Source organism: Pandoraea captiosa (assembly GCF_902459775.1).
Lineage (GTDB): Bacteria > Pseudomonadota > Gammaproteobacteria > Burkholderiales > Burkholderiaceae > Pandoraea > Pandoraea captiosa.
The window spans coordinates 582802-596376 of the sequence record NZ_CABPSQ010000001.1 but is presented as its reverse complement, the minus strand read 5'-3'; the positions used below and the strand labels follow the sequence as shown (position 1 = coordinate 596376).

Annotated in this window: 13 protein-coding genes; 6 read left to right on the top strand and 7 right to left on the bottom strand. The window is 61.6% G+C overall.

Annotated features, from left to right (window positions below):
* Window positions 1–37: 37 nt before the first annotated feature.
* Both PCA31118_RS02595 and PCA31118_RS02590 read right to left on the bottom strand, forming a co-directional pair.
* Window positions 38–1189 carry a porin gene (locus tag PCA31118_RS02595; RefSeq protein ID WP_150622671.1) on the bottom strand — a complete coding sequence of 384 codons (1152 nt, stop codon included), beginning with the start codon at window positions 1187–1189 and terminating at the stop codon, window positions 38–40.
* Between the two features lie 100 nt (window positions 1190–1289).
* Window positions 1290–2639 carry an MFS transporter gene (locus tag PCA31118_RS02590; RefSeq protein WP_150622669.1) on the bottom strand — a complete coding sequence of 450 codons (1350 nt, stop codon included), beginning with the start codon at window positions 2637–2639 and terminating at the stop codon, window positions 1290–1292.
* Between the two features lie 159 nt (window positions 2640–2798).
* Between PCA31118_RS02590 and PCA31118_RS02585 the strand changes: the two genes are divergently transcribed.
* The gene (locus PCA31118_RS02585) at window positions 2799–3803 is read left to right on the top strand and encodes an AraC family transcriptional regulator (RefSeq protein WP_150622667.1); all 1005 of its coding nucleotides are present in this window, start codon (window positions 2799–2801) and stop codon (window positions 3801–3803) included.
* A gap of 44 nt (window positions 3804–3847) precedes the next feature.
* Here the strand turns inward: PCA31118_RS02585 and PCA31118_RS02580 are convergent, their stop codons facing one another.
* Together PCA31118_RS02580 and PCA31118_RS02575 are read right to left on the bottom strand one after the other, a co-directional pair.
* Complete coding sequence (locus PCA31118_RS02580; protein ID WP_174990306.1) at window positions 3848–5716, bottom strand: CocE/NonD family hydrolase; 1869 nt, start codon at window positions 5714–5716, stop codon at window positions 3848–3850.
* A gap of 131 nt (window positions 5717–5847) precedes the next feature.
* Entirely contained in the window at window positions 5848–6735 is an 888-nt protein-coding gene (locus PCA31118_RS02575) for a LysR family transcriptional regulator (RefSeq protein WP_150622663.1), read from the bottom strand.
* Between the two features lie 94 nt (window positions 6736–6829).
* Here PCA31118_RS02575 and PCA31118_RS02570 point away from each other — a divergent pair, with 94 nt between their 5' ends.
* From PCA31118_RS02570 to PCA31118_RS27580, 4 genes are read left to right on the top strand one after another with little or no spacing between them, the layout of a single operon-like run.
* On the top strand, window positions 6830–7630 hold the full coding sequence (locus PCA31118_RS02570; protein WP_150622661.1) for an enoyl-CoA hydratase/isomerase family protein: 801 nt from the start codon (window positions 6830–6832) through the stop codon (window positions 7628–7630).
* A gap of 29 nt (window positions 7631–7659) precedes the next feature.
* On the top strand, window positions 7660–8880 hold the full coding sequence (locus tag PCA31118_RS02565) for a CaiB/BaiF CoA transferase family protein (protein WP_150622659.1): 1221 nt from the start codon (window positions 7660–7662) through the stop codon (window positions 8878–8880).
* The gene (locus tag PCA31118_RS02560) at window positions 8877–10046 is read left to right on the top strand and encodes a thiolase family protein (RefSeq protein WP_150622657.1); all 1170 of its coding nucleotides are present in this window, start codon (window positions 8877–8879) and stop codon (window positions 10044–10046) included. Before PCA31118_RS02565 ends, PCA31118_RS02560 begins: the two co-directional genes overlap by 4 nt.
* A 53-nt stretch (window positions 10047–10099) precedes the next feature.
* Window positions 10100–10447: a Zn-ribbon domain-containing OB-fold protein gene (locus PCA31118_RS27580; RefSeq protein WP_425495319.1), complete on the top strand. Its 348-nt coding sequence runs from the start codon at window positions 10100–10102 to the stop codon at window positions 10445–10447.
* A 96-nt stretch (window positions 10448–10543) separates the two neighbouring features.
* Here the strand turns inward: PCA31118_RS27580 and PCA31118_RS02550 are convergent, their stop codons facing one another.
* Together PCA31118_RS02550 and PCA31118_RS02545 are read right to left on the bottom strand one after the other, a co-directional pair.
* The gene (locus PCA31118_RS02550; RefSeq protein WP_150622654.1) at window positions 10544–10927 is read right to left on the bottom strand and encodes a nuclear transport factor 2 family protein; all 384 of its coding nucleotides are present in this window, start codon (window positions 10925–10927) and stop codon (window positions 10544–10546) included.
* A gap of 103 nt (window positions 10928–11030) precedes the next feature.
* Window positions 11031–12050 (bottom strand): NADP-dependent oxidoreductase, encoded by a 1020-nt coding sequence (locus PCA31118_RS02545; protein WP_150622652.1) that lies wholly within the window; start codon window positions 12048–12050, stop codon window positions 11031–11033.
* Window positions 12051–12161: 111 nt separating this feature from the next.
* Between PCA31118_RS02545 and PCA31118_RS02540 the strand changes: the two genes are divergently transcribed.
* A complete protein-coding gene (locus PCA31118_RS02540) occupies window positions 12162–12716 on the top strand; it encodes a TetR/AcrR family transcriptional regulator (RefSeq protein ID WP_150622650.1) in 555 nt (184 codons plus the stop codon).
* Window positions 12717–12773: 57 nt separating this feature from the next.
* On the opposite strand, the gene PCA31118_RS02535 is transcribed toward PCA31118_RS02540, so the two are convergent.
* Window positions 12774–13469, bottom strand: a complete 696-nt coding sequence (locus PCA31118_RS02535) for a TetR/AcrR family transcriptional regulator (RefSeq protein ID WP_150622648.1) — start codon at window positions 13467–13469, stop codon at window positions 12774–12776.
* Between the last annotated feature and the right edge of the window lie 106 nt (window positions 13470–13575).

The window sequence follows — 13575 nt, the reverse complement described above, 5'->3', positions numbered from 1 at the left end:
CGGATCTCCTCCTGAAAGCCAACGATGGCAATCGCCATCAGAAAACGTGATAAACGCCCACACTCGTACCGACCTGGCCGGCGCCGGTCAGCGTTTGCGTCTGCGTATCGATGCCCATGTTGCTCAGTTTTGTATTCCAGACTTTCCCGACGTTCGCGTAGAGCGTGGTGGTCTTCGACAAAAGGTATTGCGTCTGCAATGCAGCGAGCGTTGGGCGCGCGTCGACGCCTGCGACGCGCTCGTGATAGAGCCCCAGCGTCCCTATCCATACCGGCGAGAACCGCTCGGTGACGCCCGTCCAGAAAATGTTCGCGTCGTGGTTGTCCGTCGACGACGTCGTTCGGAGATGGCGGACACCGGCAAAGATCGACGTATCGCGCCATGTGTAGCGCAACGCAACGGCGATGCGTTGCGCGCGCGTCGGCATCGTCGCGGCAGTAGGGACAAGCGACGGGACGAATTGGCCCAGCCCGTACTGCGCAGCCGTCATTGGCCCGTGGATGTTGTCGTACACAACGGCAGCCATCACCGCGTCCGTCGTGTAGTCGACCGATGCGGCAAACTCTTTGGATTTGCCAGCCCCGCCCGGCTCGCCGTCGAGCGTCGCGCCGACGCTGTCGCTGCCCAGGCTATAGAGCACATTGACGTGAAGCGGTCCCTGCGTGCGTGTGTAGCGCACGGCGTTATCCATGCGCGACGCGAAGCCGCTATCCATCGTCCAGAGACCGACATTGGATCCCTGTAACGGATCCAGGTATCCGATGACGTTGTAGAGCGGCGTGTAGACGCGACCGAATATCAGCTTGTTGTGCTCGTTCTCGACGCCGATCCAGGCGGAGCGACCGAAGAGCCGACCGCCTTGCAGGAGTCCTCCATTGATCGGATTGAAGCCCGTCTCCAGACGAAAGATGGCCTTCAGTCCCCCACCAAGATCCTCACTTCCCGTGATGCCGATATCGTTGCCGATGACCTCCGACGAACCGGCCTTGAATTGCGAGTTGGAGGTACCGCCGGCATTCGTCAGATATTCGATGCCGGCATCCAAGGCACCAAACAGCGTGACACCGCTTTGTGCCTTCGCCGTCGTGGAGCCCAGCGCCACCATGCAGCACGCGATGGTGCCTTTCAGGCAGCGCGACGATGCGCGCGCGCACGCCGACCGGCCACCGGATTCGATTCGGGTTTTCATCAGTGTCTCCTCAACTGCGGCAGTTCTTGTGTTGGGACGTCGGCGAAGTCGGCGAACTCGGCGAAGTGGGCGAAGTGGGCGAACGCGCCGCACGATCCGATTACGAATTTCGCGCAACGGCGTCCGACGGCAGGGTTTCGGGCCAATGTGAATGCGCCCGGCGAGTCGACGAGAGATACATGAGCAGCGTGGCCGCGACCGCCGACACGCCAAGGACGGTCACGAACGCCACCGTTAGCCCTTGAGGATTGCCTTTCATCCGGTCGCTCAACATCCCGACCGCAGCGGGACCGAGGCTCGCGCCCAATACGTTGTTGGAGAGGAGAAACATGCCCGTCACCCGGCCGCGCATGCGATTCGGAACGGCTAACTGGATGGGGCTGGCCATGAACGTGGTGACGATTGCGAAGCTCGCTACCTCGCAGGCGTAGAACCAATAAGCAGCGTCTTTCGTGTTGAACTGTGCATATAGCGCGATAAAGAGAAGCTGAATAGCGAGCACTGCCGACAGACGTCTGAGCAAAGGACTCAACAGGTCGCGGTTGTCGAGTTTTCGCACGAGGCACTGCGCCAGGATGCACCCGGCAAGGCCACAGGCGAGGAAGAGCGAGCCAAGCGGACGGCCGATCGTGGCGGCGGTCCCCATTCCCCCACGGATCATCACACTGGGAAACCAGGTCAGAAGGACGTAGAAACCGGACGTGACGAAGAGAAAGGCCGCAAAGTAAAGCTTGAGTTGCGACGACCCGAACAACACCCGTAATGTCGCCCGCGTCGAGACATCGGTCTCGTCGCTACCCGCGGCGCGCCGTGCCGGCTCGCGAAGCATGAAGATGAGCACACCGAGTATCAGCCCGGGGAGCCCGGCCGCAAGAAATACGGCTTGCCACGGGTCGAGGTGTCCAACTCCGGGGACGGTTGCGCCGCCTGCGGCAGCAAAATAGTGAAGCGCGAGGCTACCCAGAATGAGCGCCATGCCGCCGCCAATATAGGGACCGGCGTTGTAGAACGCGGTCGCGCGCAACAGGCGGCGGCCCGAGAGCATGTCGGACAGCAGCGAGTAAGACGCTGGCGAACACCCGGCTTCTCCCACCGCCGTCACGGTGCGCGCGACGAGTAACTGGCCGTAGTTCGCACAGAGGCCGCACGCGGCCGTGGCAAGTCCCCAGACAAACACGCACACGCCAGCAATGCTAAATCGTCGGTAACGATCCACCATCCAGCCAAGCGGGATACCGGCGCATGCGTAAAAGCCGCTGAATGCCAGGCCTTGCAACATGCCGATTTCGGTGTCGCTCATTGCAAACGCCGCGCGCACCGGTTCGAGCAGCAGCGGCAGAATCTGCCGGTCCATGAAGGAGAACGAAAACGCCAGGGCGAGCAACCCGGTAGCGACAATCGCTTCTCCTGTCGGCGTTGCCGCCTCTTTTCCTTGTTCCGAATGCTTCATTTGTCTCCTCCTTGTTCGTTGTGTCCGAACTCGTGATCGAAGTCAGTGCCATGACAACGTTCGGAACGAGACCCACTGTAGAAGCGTCGATTTTTTTTCAATTGACAATCCGGGACACGCGTTTTTCAATTTGGGACAGACGCGACTTGATGAGGAAATATGCGGACCACCGTCGTCAGGAGTGCGACGCTGCTGGGTTATCTGAGCGCCGCGAAGGACGTCGGCATCGACGGCCGGGCGTTGCTCGCGAGCGTCGGTTTGCGCGCCGATTTCGCAGACAACCCTGACCGCCTGATCCCGGTCGACACGTTCATTCGCTTGCTGGATCTTTCGTGTGCAGCGTCAGGGGTGTCGGATTTCGGCGCTCGCGCCGCCATTGCCCGAGGCGTGCCCGACTATGGGCCGGTCAGTCTGCTGCTGCGTGAAGAAGAAACGCTGGGCGACGCGTTGCGCACCATCTCCGCACGCCAGCATCACCACAGCGACGGCGTGCACCTGGAACTCGATCTGCGGTTCGGCAAGCCGTTCATGGTGTTTCGGATCGTGTCGAATCTGCCCGCCGTTCAGGCGTCGGAGTTTTGTGCGTGCGGACTGGTGCAAATGATTCGCTGGCTGATCGGCCCGGACTGGAATCCCGATGCGGTGTGCTTCGAGCATTCGCCGCCGACGCAAACGTCCGTGCTGCGCAATTTCATGCGCTGCGAGCTACGCTATAGCCAGGTAATGAGCGGCATCCTCCTCGATCGGGAAGCGCTCAGTCGCCAGGTAGTGACCTCTTCGGCCGTGCTGCGTCGTCATGCGAAGCGTCTGGTCGAGCACGCCCTCTCCGGCGCCCCCGATCACTTCGAGGTTCAGGTCGCCCGCCTCATCAGCCAGCAACTCCGTGAATCGACGGGCAGTGCGGACCGGGTCGCGGCGAGCCTCGGGATGAATCGCCGGACCTTGCACCGACGCCTGACCGACAAGGGACTGTCCTATTCGATCTTGTTGCAGGAGGTGCGCTGCGATACGGCGCGTCGCTTGGTCGAGGCCGGCAACGTGCCTTTATCCGAGGTCGCCGACGCGACAGGCTTCGCGAGTCTCAGCGCTTTCTCGCGCTGGTTCCGGACCAGTTTCGGGTGCAGCGCTTCCGATTGGAAACACAATGGCCGCGTCGCACAATAGCGCGACACGGCCAGGGACCCATGGGCACATCTTGGGGGGGAATGTCAGAGGCGGCGAGGCTGAATGGGCAGCATCAGATGAGATGGGCGGCTCGCGTCGTGATAGATCGTCTGCGTGGCTTTGATCGTGTGAGTATCCAGCCCCATCGGTTCGCCGGTGTTCGGATTGACGTCGTACTGCGGGAAACTTGAACTGGATATTTGCAGACGAATGCGATGGCCTTTCTTGAATACGTTGCTCGTCGGCGTCAGTTCGATGGCGACTTCGTACACATCACCCGGCGTGAGCAGCGACTGCGTCGTTAGCCCATTGCGGTAACGCATTCGGATCACGCCCTCTGTAATCAGCAGCGGATATTCGTCCTGTTGCAACGCACCGGGCGGATAAACGTCCACAAGTTGCACGGCGAAATCCGTATCGCGGGCCGTTGTCGAAACCCACAGCTTCAGTTCGACGGGCCCCGTGACTTCTACCGCTTCGTCGAGAACCGGCGTATCGAATACCAGCATATCGGCACGCTCCTTTAGCGGCCGGTCGCTCCCGCGACACGCAGCCAGTCCAGGCAAACAGCGCTGCTCCTGCGGCCCCGACAAGATGAACGACGCATAGCCGTCGAGCTGCACGCTGGTGCTGCCAATGCCCGGACACGGGTCTTGCGGATCAAATGTGTAACGGGAAACCCCACCGGCGCCTGTGTCCTTGTCCGTGTGCAACCGCCCATCGGCGTCCAGGTAATAGGGTGTAAAACGCGTCTCGGGCAGCGGCCATTCGCGGGAAGTCCGCCATTCGCCACCGTGATAGCGTCGTCCTTCGTCGGTAAGATGACCGTCGCCCGTGCCCATGACGAAATACCTGAGCAGCGTTTTTTCGTCCGTACCGTTGTCCTCATCGCGCACCCAGCGGTCCATCCAGCACAGCCATGTTTCGTTGATGGGCCCCTCCTGCGCAGCGACCGGCCCGAACTCGGCGATACCGGCGTGCGTCGCTTCCAACATCGTCGGGCTATGGATCCAGGGACCAACGATCATCTGGACGGGCCGCTTCAGGCGTGAGCGCAACGCGTTGAATTTCTCGAAGTTGGCAGCCGCGTGCGTTGCGAACCATCCCGACACCAGCATGACGGCAACGTCCTGCGGATAGCGATCCCAATGTCCTTCGATGCGAAGGCCGGTGCTCTGCCAGAATGACTCGTCATCAGACGTTTCCAGCATCTTGAAGTACAACGCCTCGTACTCGGGCGCGTGCGCAATCGGCGACTTTCCTCGCCGAAGCGGCAACCGGTGGGTCCAGGAAGCCAGATCGGCCTTCATCGCCTCCAACTCGGCTCTCACCCGTGGATCACGTTGCGCTTCCTTGCCTGCGGAGCATTGATCCACAATCCAGGCGAGGGTATTACCGACATTGAAGGTGCCGTGCTTTCGGAACGAACGCTGGTAGTAGTTGGTGCCGGCGTCGCGCAATACCTGTGCCCGAAGACCCGCCGGATGATGCAGCGCGGCGGCCTGTTGATTCGCGGCGCTGTATGACCCGCCGACGGTGCCGATTCTTCCGTCGCACCAAGCTTGTTCGTGGACCCACGCCAGCGTCTGCGCGCCATCGCGTCCTTCGTCGTGGCGATTTGTCATCATCTCGAAGTGTCCGTCCGAATCGCCACGCCCGCGCACATCCTGAATCACGAACACGTAGCCACGCTGCGCGGCGAGCTGACCGAACTGCATGAAGCGTTGCAACGTGCGACCGTAGGGCGTTCGCTCGACCAATACGGCAAATGGTCCGTCGAGCGGCACCCCGCCACTGGCGGGACGATAGATGTCGGCGATCAGCCGGCAACCGTCGCTCATCGTTACCGGCACGGCACGCTCGACGACGACACCATTCACATCGGGTTTGTCTGACTGTGTGTGACTCAACATCGGCTCTCCCATCGTTCGATTCGCGCGAACCATGACGCGCGAGATCTCGGTACCTGGTAAAGCGCTCATGCTAAAGCGCGCGGCATCGCACGGTCCAATCAGCAGATTTTCGGGATTCCCATAGAAATCACTTAACTGTCGCCGACAATCGCGTCGCCAATACGGCGGTAAATTTCGGAGATCAAGGGCTCGTCGTCAGCCCGACGCATGACGAGAAGAAACTCGATGGGTGCCGGTGCCACAGGAACATCGACCGTCACAAGTCGATCGGCATCGGGTCGCGTCTTCACCAATGCCGTGGGCAGGATGCCGACGCCCGCCCCGCTCGCCACAATGTCGATCAGTGTCCGCACGTTATTGCAGGTGTTGACGTTGTTCGTCCCCAGACCGGCATCCCTCAGATAGTCAACCATTACCTGGTAAAGATGCGACGGTTTCGACAGGCACCATGCGGCAGACGCGAGCACGTCCTGCCCGCTCGGGCGACCAGCCTCCAGCGTCCTGGCCGAATACCAGGCCATCTCCAGCTTGCCAAGCGAGCGGCGGATCAAACGCGGACTATCCGCCGGGCCGACCAGCAGACAGACGTCGAGCAATCCGGCTTCCACCTTCTGATATAGGTCGATCGTCAGGTCAACGGACACTTCCAGTGTCACCCTCGGTAGCTCGCGCTTGAGCATGGCAATGATGTCGGGCAGCCAGAGGGCCGCAGCGATTTCCCCGCAACCGATGCGCACAATGCCCGATGCGCTGGCAAAACCCTCCGCCGCGAGCAGCGTCGTGCGCAACTCATTCCACAACGGCTCGCACCGCTGAACCAGTTCACGGCCGCGCAATGTCAGCAACATGCGCCGGCCTTCACGACGGAAAAGCTTGGCGCCCACGTGCTCTTCGAGTTCCCGCACCCGGGCGGAAACCGCGGGCTGGGTAGTATTCAGACGCTCCGCAGCGGCGCCGAACGTCCCCAGTCGGGAGATCCACAGCAACGTTTCAAGGTGGTAAAGCGCTATTCGACTCATGTGAAATATTTATCGAAAACACCAAAAACCTATGATTGGACGCGCGCCGCAGCGCCGCACTACGATGCGCCTATCTTAAGCGAAGAGGTATGCCTTGACAGTCAACCTTGAAAGCGCGGAAGGCGTTGCGGTGATCACGATCGATCGCCAGGCACGGCGCAATGCGCTGTCGCCGGCGGCCATGGTTCGCTTGCGTGAGTTGCTTGTGACCTTCGATCAGGACCCGCAAAGCCGGGTCGCCATCATCGTCGGTGCGGGCGAGCAGGCATTTTGCGCGGGCGCCGACATACACGAAACGTTGCCCGGCGACCGCAGCTTCATCGAAGGCTATTTCGATCGGGATATCGACGCGCACCATCCTCTCTACGTCCGCAACATTTCTTTTGCGCGACTTGCCATCAGCAAGCCGGTCATCGCGGCTGTCAACGGTGTGGCAATCGGAGGGGGCATGGAAATTGCCCTGAACTGCGACCTGTGCATCGCATCCACGAATGCGCGGTTCGGCTTGACGGAAGTTCGCATCGGTTCGATTCCGGCGGTTGCCGGCATTCAGCAACTGATGCACTCGCTTCCACGGCCCGTCGCCATGCAACTCCTGTTGACAGGACAGATTGTCGATGCGGAGTGGGCGCTGCGTTGGGGCCTGGTCAGCGAAGTCGTCAAACCGGAAGCCTTGATGCCACGTGCGCTCGACATCGCGCATGCCATCGCAGCGAATGCGCCCTTGGCAGTGCGTGCGGCAAAGCGACTCGCACAAAAAAGCCACGCGTTGCCGTTTGGCGAGGCCGCGGAAATTGAGGAATTGCTATGGGGGCACCTATACGCGAGCGAGGACCGCATCGAAGGCCGCCGCGCGTTCGCGCAGAAACGTGCCCCCGTCTACCGCGGCAAGTAGACCTCCCTCATGACTCGTATGGAGCACGCATGATCAGAGAGAGCCTCTCAGGGTTGAATGTCGTCGACTTCACCTGGATCGGCGCGGGGCCGACCTGCTCGATGTTACTGGGCGACCTGGGCGCAGACGTTGTCAAGGTCGAGCCGCCCGACGGAGACCATGGCCGCCGTCTCGGGCCTCCATGGGTCAACGGGGACACCAGTGCGGTATATGCGGGATTCAACCGCAATAAGCGGAGCATCTGCCTGGACCTGAAGTCCACGGCGGGGTTCAACGTCGCGATGCGTCTCGCAAGCCGTGCCGATGTCGTACTCGAGAGCTTCCGACCTGGCGTCGCGGATCGGCTCGGACTGGGCTATGACGCCGTCCGCGCGCAAAATCCGCGGGTCGTCTATGGTTCGGTATCCGCCTACGGGGCGACAGGAGAATACGCATCGCGCGCAGGTGTGGACGGTATTCTGCAAGCCGCGTCCGGCCTCATGATGCTCATGGGGGAAGCCGGGCAGGCGCCGGGCAAGGTCCAGACGCCGATCGTCGATATCGCCACCGGCTACATGGCGACCGTTGGGGTCCTCGCGCAACTCATGGAACGAGAGCGCACGGGCAATGGCGGCTACCTGGATATCAGTTTGTTCGGCACTGCCGTCGCCTTGCAACAACCCTCCCTGACGGGCTACCTGGGGGACGGCGACCAGCCATTGCGCACCGGCAGCGCCGCCCCCTATTCGGCCCCGAATGAAGCGTTCGCGGCGCGCGACGGCTGGATCATGGTCGCCGCCTATCTCGGCGACCAGTGGCAGCGACTGTGCAAACTGCTGGACCGCCAGGAACTGATCGACGACCCGCGATTCGCCACGTCGAGTCTTCGGGTAAAACATCGACCGGCAATGCGTGACGAGCTCAACCGGACGTTCGGCACACGCGATTGCGCATTCTGGCTCGATGCATTGGTCGCGAACGATATTCTGTGCAGCAAGGTCTGCGGCTACGACGACCTGATGGAAAATCCGGCACTCGCGCATCTGCAGTTGATCGCGGAAATGCGCGACGGCGCCGGCAGACGGTTTCGCACCCCCGGCTTGCCGCTCAATAGCCGGGAGAGTCAGTCACGGGCACATCGGGCGCCACCGGATTTGGGCGAGCATACCGAAGCCATTCTTGCCGAACTGGGTTATGACCCACGTGAAGCAAGTGCCTTGCTGCAGAGCGGCGCTGCGAGGGGGCGGCGGATGCAAGGGGCATCGGTATGAACGACGAGGTCCGCGGCCTGTCGCGATGCGCGGCAATCGTCGGCATCGGGCACACGGACTGGCGTGCCGACTACCAATGCACCCGTCGCGGCGAGAAGCCAAATGACGCAACAGGCTACGGCGCGCTCGCGTTCAAAGCCGCGTTGGCCGATGCCGGACTCACACGGGAAGACATCGACGGTCTGATCGTCGGCCCGACCACGGCGTACGAGCGCATGGCGGAAGTCCTCGGACTCGACGTACGCTGGGGCGGCGCCGCCGACGCCGCTCAGGCCGTGATGCAAGCCTGTCTGGTGATTTACGCTGGTCTCGCGGAAACCATTGCGCTCGTCTACGGCAACGATCAACGCTCAGCCGCCGTGAGTTATGGCGGATCCGACGCCGCGTATGGTGCGGAATACCTGTCGTACATCTATCACGCGCCCTGGGGATTGACGTCGCAAGGCGCACTCTATGCAATGACATTCCAGCGCTACATGCAGGAGCGCAATTTCTCCGCGCGCGATCTCGGGCAAGTCGCCGTCGCGCAGCGGCAATTCGCCAGCCTGAATCCGAACGCGATCATGCGCGAGCCGATCCACATCGACGATTATCTGGCGTCGCGATACATCTGCGAACCGCTGCGTCTGCTGGACTATTGCCTCGTCAACGACGGCGGCGTTGCGCTGATCATCACCCATTCCGACAAGGCGCGCCGATCGCCCCACCCGCCCGCCTTCATACACGGCATCGGACGTTACGACCTTAACGTCGGGGCGACAAGTCTCGAGCCCCGACTGACGAACTTCTACCTGAGCGCACAGCAAGAAGCCGCAAGACGAATGTTCGATATGGCATCGGTATCCCCGAGCGAGGTCGATGCGCTGCAGGTCTACGACAGCTTTTCCTGTCATGTGCCGATGGCGCTGGAAGGGTATGGTTATTGCGCCCCCGGCGACGCGGCCCGCTTCATGCAAGTCGATGGCATTGGTCCTGGTTCGCGCCTGCCCGTCAATACCAGCGGCGGCCACCTCTCGGAGTCGTACATGCAAGGCTGGAATCACCAGATCGAGGCTGTGCGGCAGTTACGCGGCGAATGCGGCAAGCGGCAAATTGCAGGCTGCCGCTTCGTACATTACTGCGCGGATGTCGCTGGTAAGGCGATGTCGGTGCTATACGGCCACTGACGGGAGCCGACGTGGGACATTCGAGACCGGTGCAGGGGCTGCACGATCTGCCGATGTGGGAAGCCATGCGCCACGGCGAAATCCGGTTACAGCGATGCCGGCACTGCAACCGCCTGCGCTATCCTCCGGCACCGATTTGCCCGAATTGTCTCGGGGAGCATGCCGAGTGGGACACGTTGCGCCCATTCGGGACCATCATTTCCTGGGTCGTGTTTCACCGGCAGTATTTCGACGATTTTCCGCCTCCGCACCGATGCGTCGCAGTGCGCCTCGACGAAGGGCCGATCATCGTCACGACGCTCGCACACGACACTCCGCCGCGTCAATTGACGGGCTGCCGCGTGGCACTTCACGTCGGAGAACACGTCGGCAGATGCCAGCATTTCGCTCGACTGGTCTAATGCCGACGCCCGGTTCGCGCGGGTGCTTTTTCGGCATCACGATGCCTGCGCCGCTGCATCGGCATTGCGACCTCGGGAACTCGTCTCGCGCGGACCTCATGCATGATCAGCGACTTCCGCGTTCGATGACGTCCCTAGCGGCAAGGTCATCTCCTCGATTCTGCGAAAGCGTCCATCGGCGTCGCGCTCGGCAAACATGTACACCTCCTGAACGAACCTCTCGCCTTGTTGCGTGAGCAGGTCGATGACATGGCGCTCCGCGTATCGCTCGCCGTCGGAAAACTCGTCCAGCACCGTGACGCACGCACGCACAACGCGTCGCCGAAATTGATCGATGTGGGCGACGAACGCGTCGAAGTCGCTCCACTCACCGTTGACACGTTGCTCAAACGAGGGCGTGAAGTGTCGCCCTACGGCGTCTCGCGTCGTCAGATGCGGCTTGTTGAACAGGTCATCGACGACCTCTTGCATGAGGGCCATGTGAGTTTCCCCGGGATGAGTCGCGCGTCCCCTGCGGTGAACGCCGGCGCACAAACGTTTCGGACTTGGTGAATGAGAACGGAGGTGTGGGTCGCAACCGCGGCTACCGAACCGTAAGGACAAGCTTGCCCTGAATGTGCCCCCGGCTCGCCCGCTCGTGCGCCAGCTGCGCATCAGCCAGCGCGTAAGTGCTGTCGATCACGACGCGAATCGTTCCGGCGTCCAGCAAACCCGCAAGCACTTCAAGTTGTGCGCCACTGGATCGCACCTGCGTTGTCGTCACCGTGACGCCCGCCTTTGCGGCCGCTTCGGCATCGGAAAATCCCAGGGGGAACACCGGAAAAAGCGCGCCGCCCCGACGCAGGGCCGGAATGAATCGGCCGGTGCCGGGCCCGCCCACCGAATCGACAACGAGATCGACATCGCGAATCAAGGTTTCGGGCGTCGCCTTTGTGTAGTCCAGCACGTCGTCCGCACCAAGCTCACGCAGCATTGCCTCATGCCTGCCGGACGCCACGGCAATCACTCGGGCCCCTTTCCATTTGGCCAACTGCACCGCGAAATGCCCCACGCCGCCGGCAGCCCCATTCACCAGTACTGTCCTGCCTTCGAGCGGCACCGGTACGTGCCGATGCGGCTGTAACGGATTCGGTTCCTCGTGCCCGAGATCGACCAGAAACTGCCAGGCCGTGAGCAAGGACATCGGTGCCGCCGCCGCATGCACATGGTCGATACCGCGAGGCTTTCGCGCGAGTTCCAACGCCGGCACGCTGACATACTCGGCATACGCCCGACTGTCACCCGCCATCCCGCTGGGAAACCGCACCATCGAATAGACTTCGTCGCCGACGGCGAACGCTTTGACGTCATCGGCGACCGACGCGACCACGCCCGAAATGTCGGTCCCGAGAATCAGCGGAAACGACAACTGCGGTCGCCACTCCGGCGGCAGCATCTTGTACCCCTCGCGAAGATACCAATCGGGCGGATTGATACCGATCGCGTGAACCCGAACCAGCACTTCGCCAGACTTCGGCACGGGCATCGGCGCGTCTTCATAACGCAATACCTCCGGGCCACCAAAGGCATGTTGCCTGACAGCCTTCATCGTATCGACGGGCATGACTTTCCTCTTTCGCAGAAATGCGTTAACTTGAGCGGAGCACTGCTCCAAATATATGGAGCAGTGCTCCGCTTGTCAAGAACGCTTTCAAGAACACTTCCAAGAACATTTATGCGAGCTGATGCTCAGAAGAACTACGACCAATTGTTGGTGACGGCGCGGGAGGTCTTTGCCGATCAGGGCGCGGAAGCGTCATTGCGCGATATTGCGCGACGAGCCGGCGTGGGATTGGGCACGCTATACCGCCACTTTCCGACGCGTGAGGCGTTGCTGGAAGCATTGCTGGCGTCGAGTTTCGACATGTTGGCTGCGAGGGCGAGAGACCTCGAGACGTCGGGCGCCGCCGACGATGCCCTGCTGTCATGGCTGCAGGAGACCATTGCGTTTACCCATGCGCACCGCGGCATCATTGCACCGATGATGGCTGCGATCGAAGACCCTGAGTCCGCGCTTCATGCGTCGTGCGTCAAGCTCAGAGCCGCAGGGGCATCGCTTCTCGCTCACGCGCAAACGCAGGGCGTTGCGCGAAACGACCTCGATGGCGCAGAACTGTTCGATCTGATCGCGGCGCTCGCCTGGCTTCGCGAACAACCGTCACACGCCACTCGCGCCGATCGGATCATGCGCGTGATTGCCGACGCAATTCTGGCGAACGCCACTCGGTGACCACCGGTGAACAGACGTTATTTCAGCCCGCAGAAGCGGTGCTTGTCAGACATGAGGTTACGTTTTTGTGGCGCGCCGGGCTCTGGGCTTGCGGGGCCCGCATGCCGCCCGCAGGCCCGCCGCCGAAAATCTGACGAGCTCATCCAGCGCTTCGGCCGCTTCCGAAGCGCCCAGCGTTCCCTGCTGTGGTGATCCGAGGGGTCTTGGCGAGATCATCGTGTAGACCATTGCGCCGAGCATGAAGTGAAACCGCCAGCCCAGATCGTTTTTGGGCACTTCCGGCAGTGCCTCCGAAAGGATCTCGATGAACGTTTGCGTGGATTCGTCGAACGCTCTGCCGAGCAGGTTCTGACGAAAGTGGGCCGGCTGAAACGTGATCCAGGCCCGAAGTCTGACGAATGCAGCGGCAGAATCGTCTGCACACACCTCAAGCGCGGGTTGCAGAAACGCGCGCAGCACATCCTCGAGAACAGGACGCCCGTTTTCCCGACGCACTTTCGACAACAGCTCGGCGCGGCGCACACCAATCGGTCGGGCGCGTGCGAGGAAAAGCTCGTCGAGCAAAACTTCCTTTGAGCCGAAGTGATAGTGGAGCGCCGCAGAATTCACACCGGCAGCCGCCGTGATTTCCCGCAGGCTCACAGCGTCCACCCCCCTTTCACCAAACAGCAGTTCCGCTGCCTTGAGTATGCGCTCGCGCGTGGTCTGCGGTTCGCAACGAACCGGCGGGTGTTCCGGGGACTGTGTGCTCATGTTGGACGTATTCAAGGACTTGAAGGTCTTGTGTGGCCTGCGGCATTGTATCAACCCGGCGCCCGCCCTCAACCATTCGATTTAATCAACCACTTGATTAAAGCAA

What these genes read in the sequence shown, in the direction of transcription:
- PCA31118_RS02580 (WP_174990306.1), bottom strand. Translation starts at nt 5,716, where the DNA reads ATGTTGAGTCACACACAGTCAGACAAACCCGATGTGAATGGTGTCGTC.
- PCA31118_RS02545 (WP_150622652.1), bottom strand. Translation starts at nt 12,050, where the DNA reads ATGCCCGTCGATACGATGAAGGCTGTCAGGCAACATGCCTTTGGTGGC.
- PCA31118_RS27580 (WP_425495319.1), top strand. Translation starts at nt 10,100, where the DNA reads ATGTGGGAAGCCATGCGCCACGGCGAAATCCGGTTACAGCGATGCCGG.
- PCA31118_RS02565 (WP_150622659.1), top strand. Translation starts at nt 7,660, where the DNA reads ATGATCAGAGAGAGCCTCTCAGGGTTGAATGTCGTCGACTTCACCTGG.
- PCA31118_RS02550 (WP_150622654.1), bottom strand. Translation starts at nt 10,927, where the DNA reads ATGGCCCTCATGCAAGAGGTCGTCGATGACCTGTTCAACAAGCCGCAT.
- PCA31118_RS02575 (WP_150622663.1), bottom strand. Translation starts at nt 6,735, where the DNA reads ATGAGTCGAATAGCGCTTTACCACCTTGAAACGTTGCTGTGGATCTCC.
- PCA31118_RS02560 (WP_150622657.1), top strand. Translation starts at nt 8,877, where the DNA reads ATGAACGACGAGGTCCGCGGCCTGTCGCGATGCGCGGCAATCGTCGGC.
- PCA31118_RS02590 (WP_150622669.1), bottom strand. Translation starts at nt 2,639, where the DNA reads ATGAAGCATTCGGAACAAGGAAAAGAGGCGGCAACGCCGACAGGAGAA.
- PCA31118_RS02595 (WP_150622671.1), bottom strand. Translation starts at nt 1,189, where the DNA reads ATGAAAACCCGAATCGAATCCGGTGGCCGGTCGGCGTGCGCGCGCGCA.
- PCA31118_RS02535 (WP_150622648.1), bottom strand. Translation starts at nt 13,469, where the DNA reads ATGAGCACACAGTCCCCGGAACACCCGCCGGTTCGTTGCGAACCGCAG.
- PCA31118_RS02540 (WP_150622650.1), top strand. Translation starts at nt 12,162, where the DNA reads ATGCGAGCTGATGCTCAGAAGAACTACGACCAATTGTTGGTGACGGCG.
- PCA31118_RS02585 (WP_150622667.1), top strand. Translation starts at nt 2,799, where the DNA reads ATGCGGACCACCGTCGTCAGGAGTGCGACGCTGCTGGGTTATCTGAGC.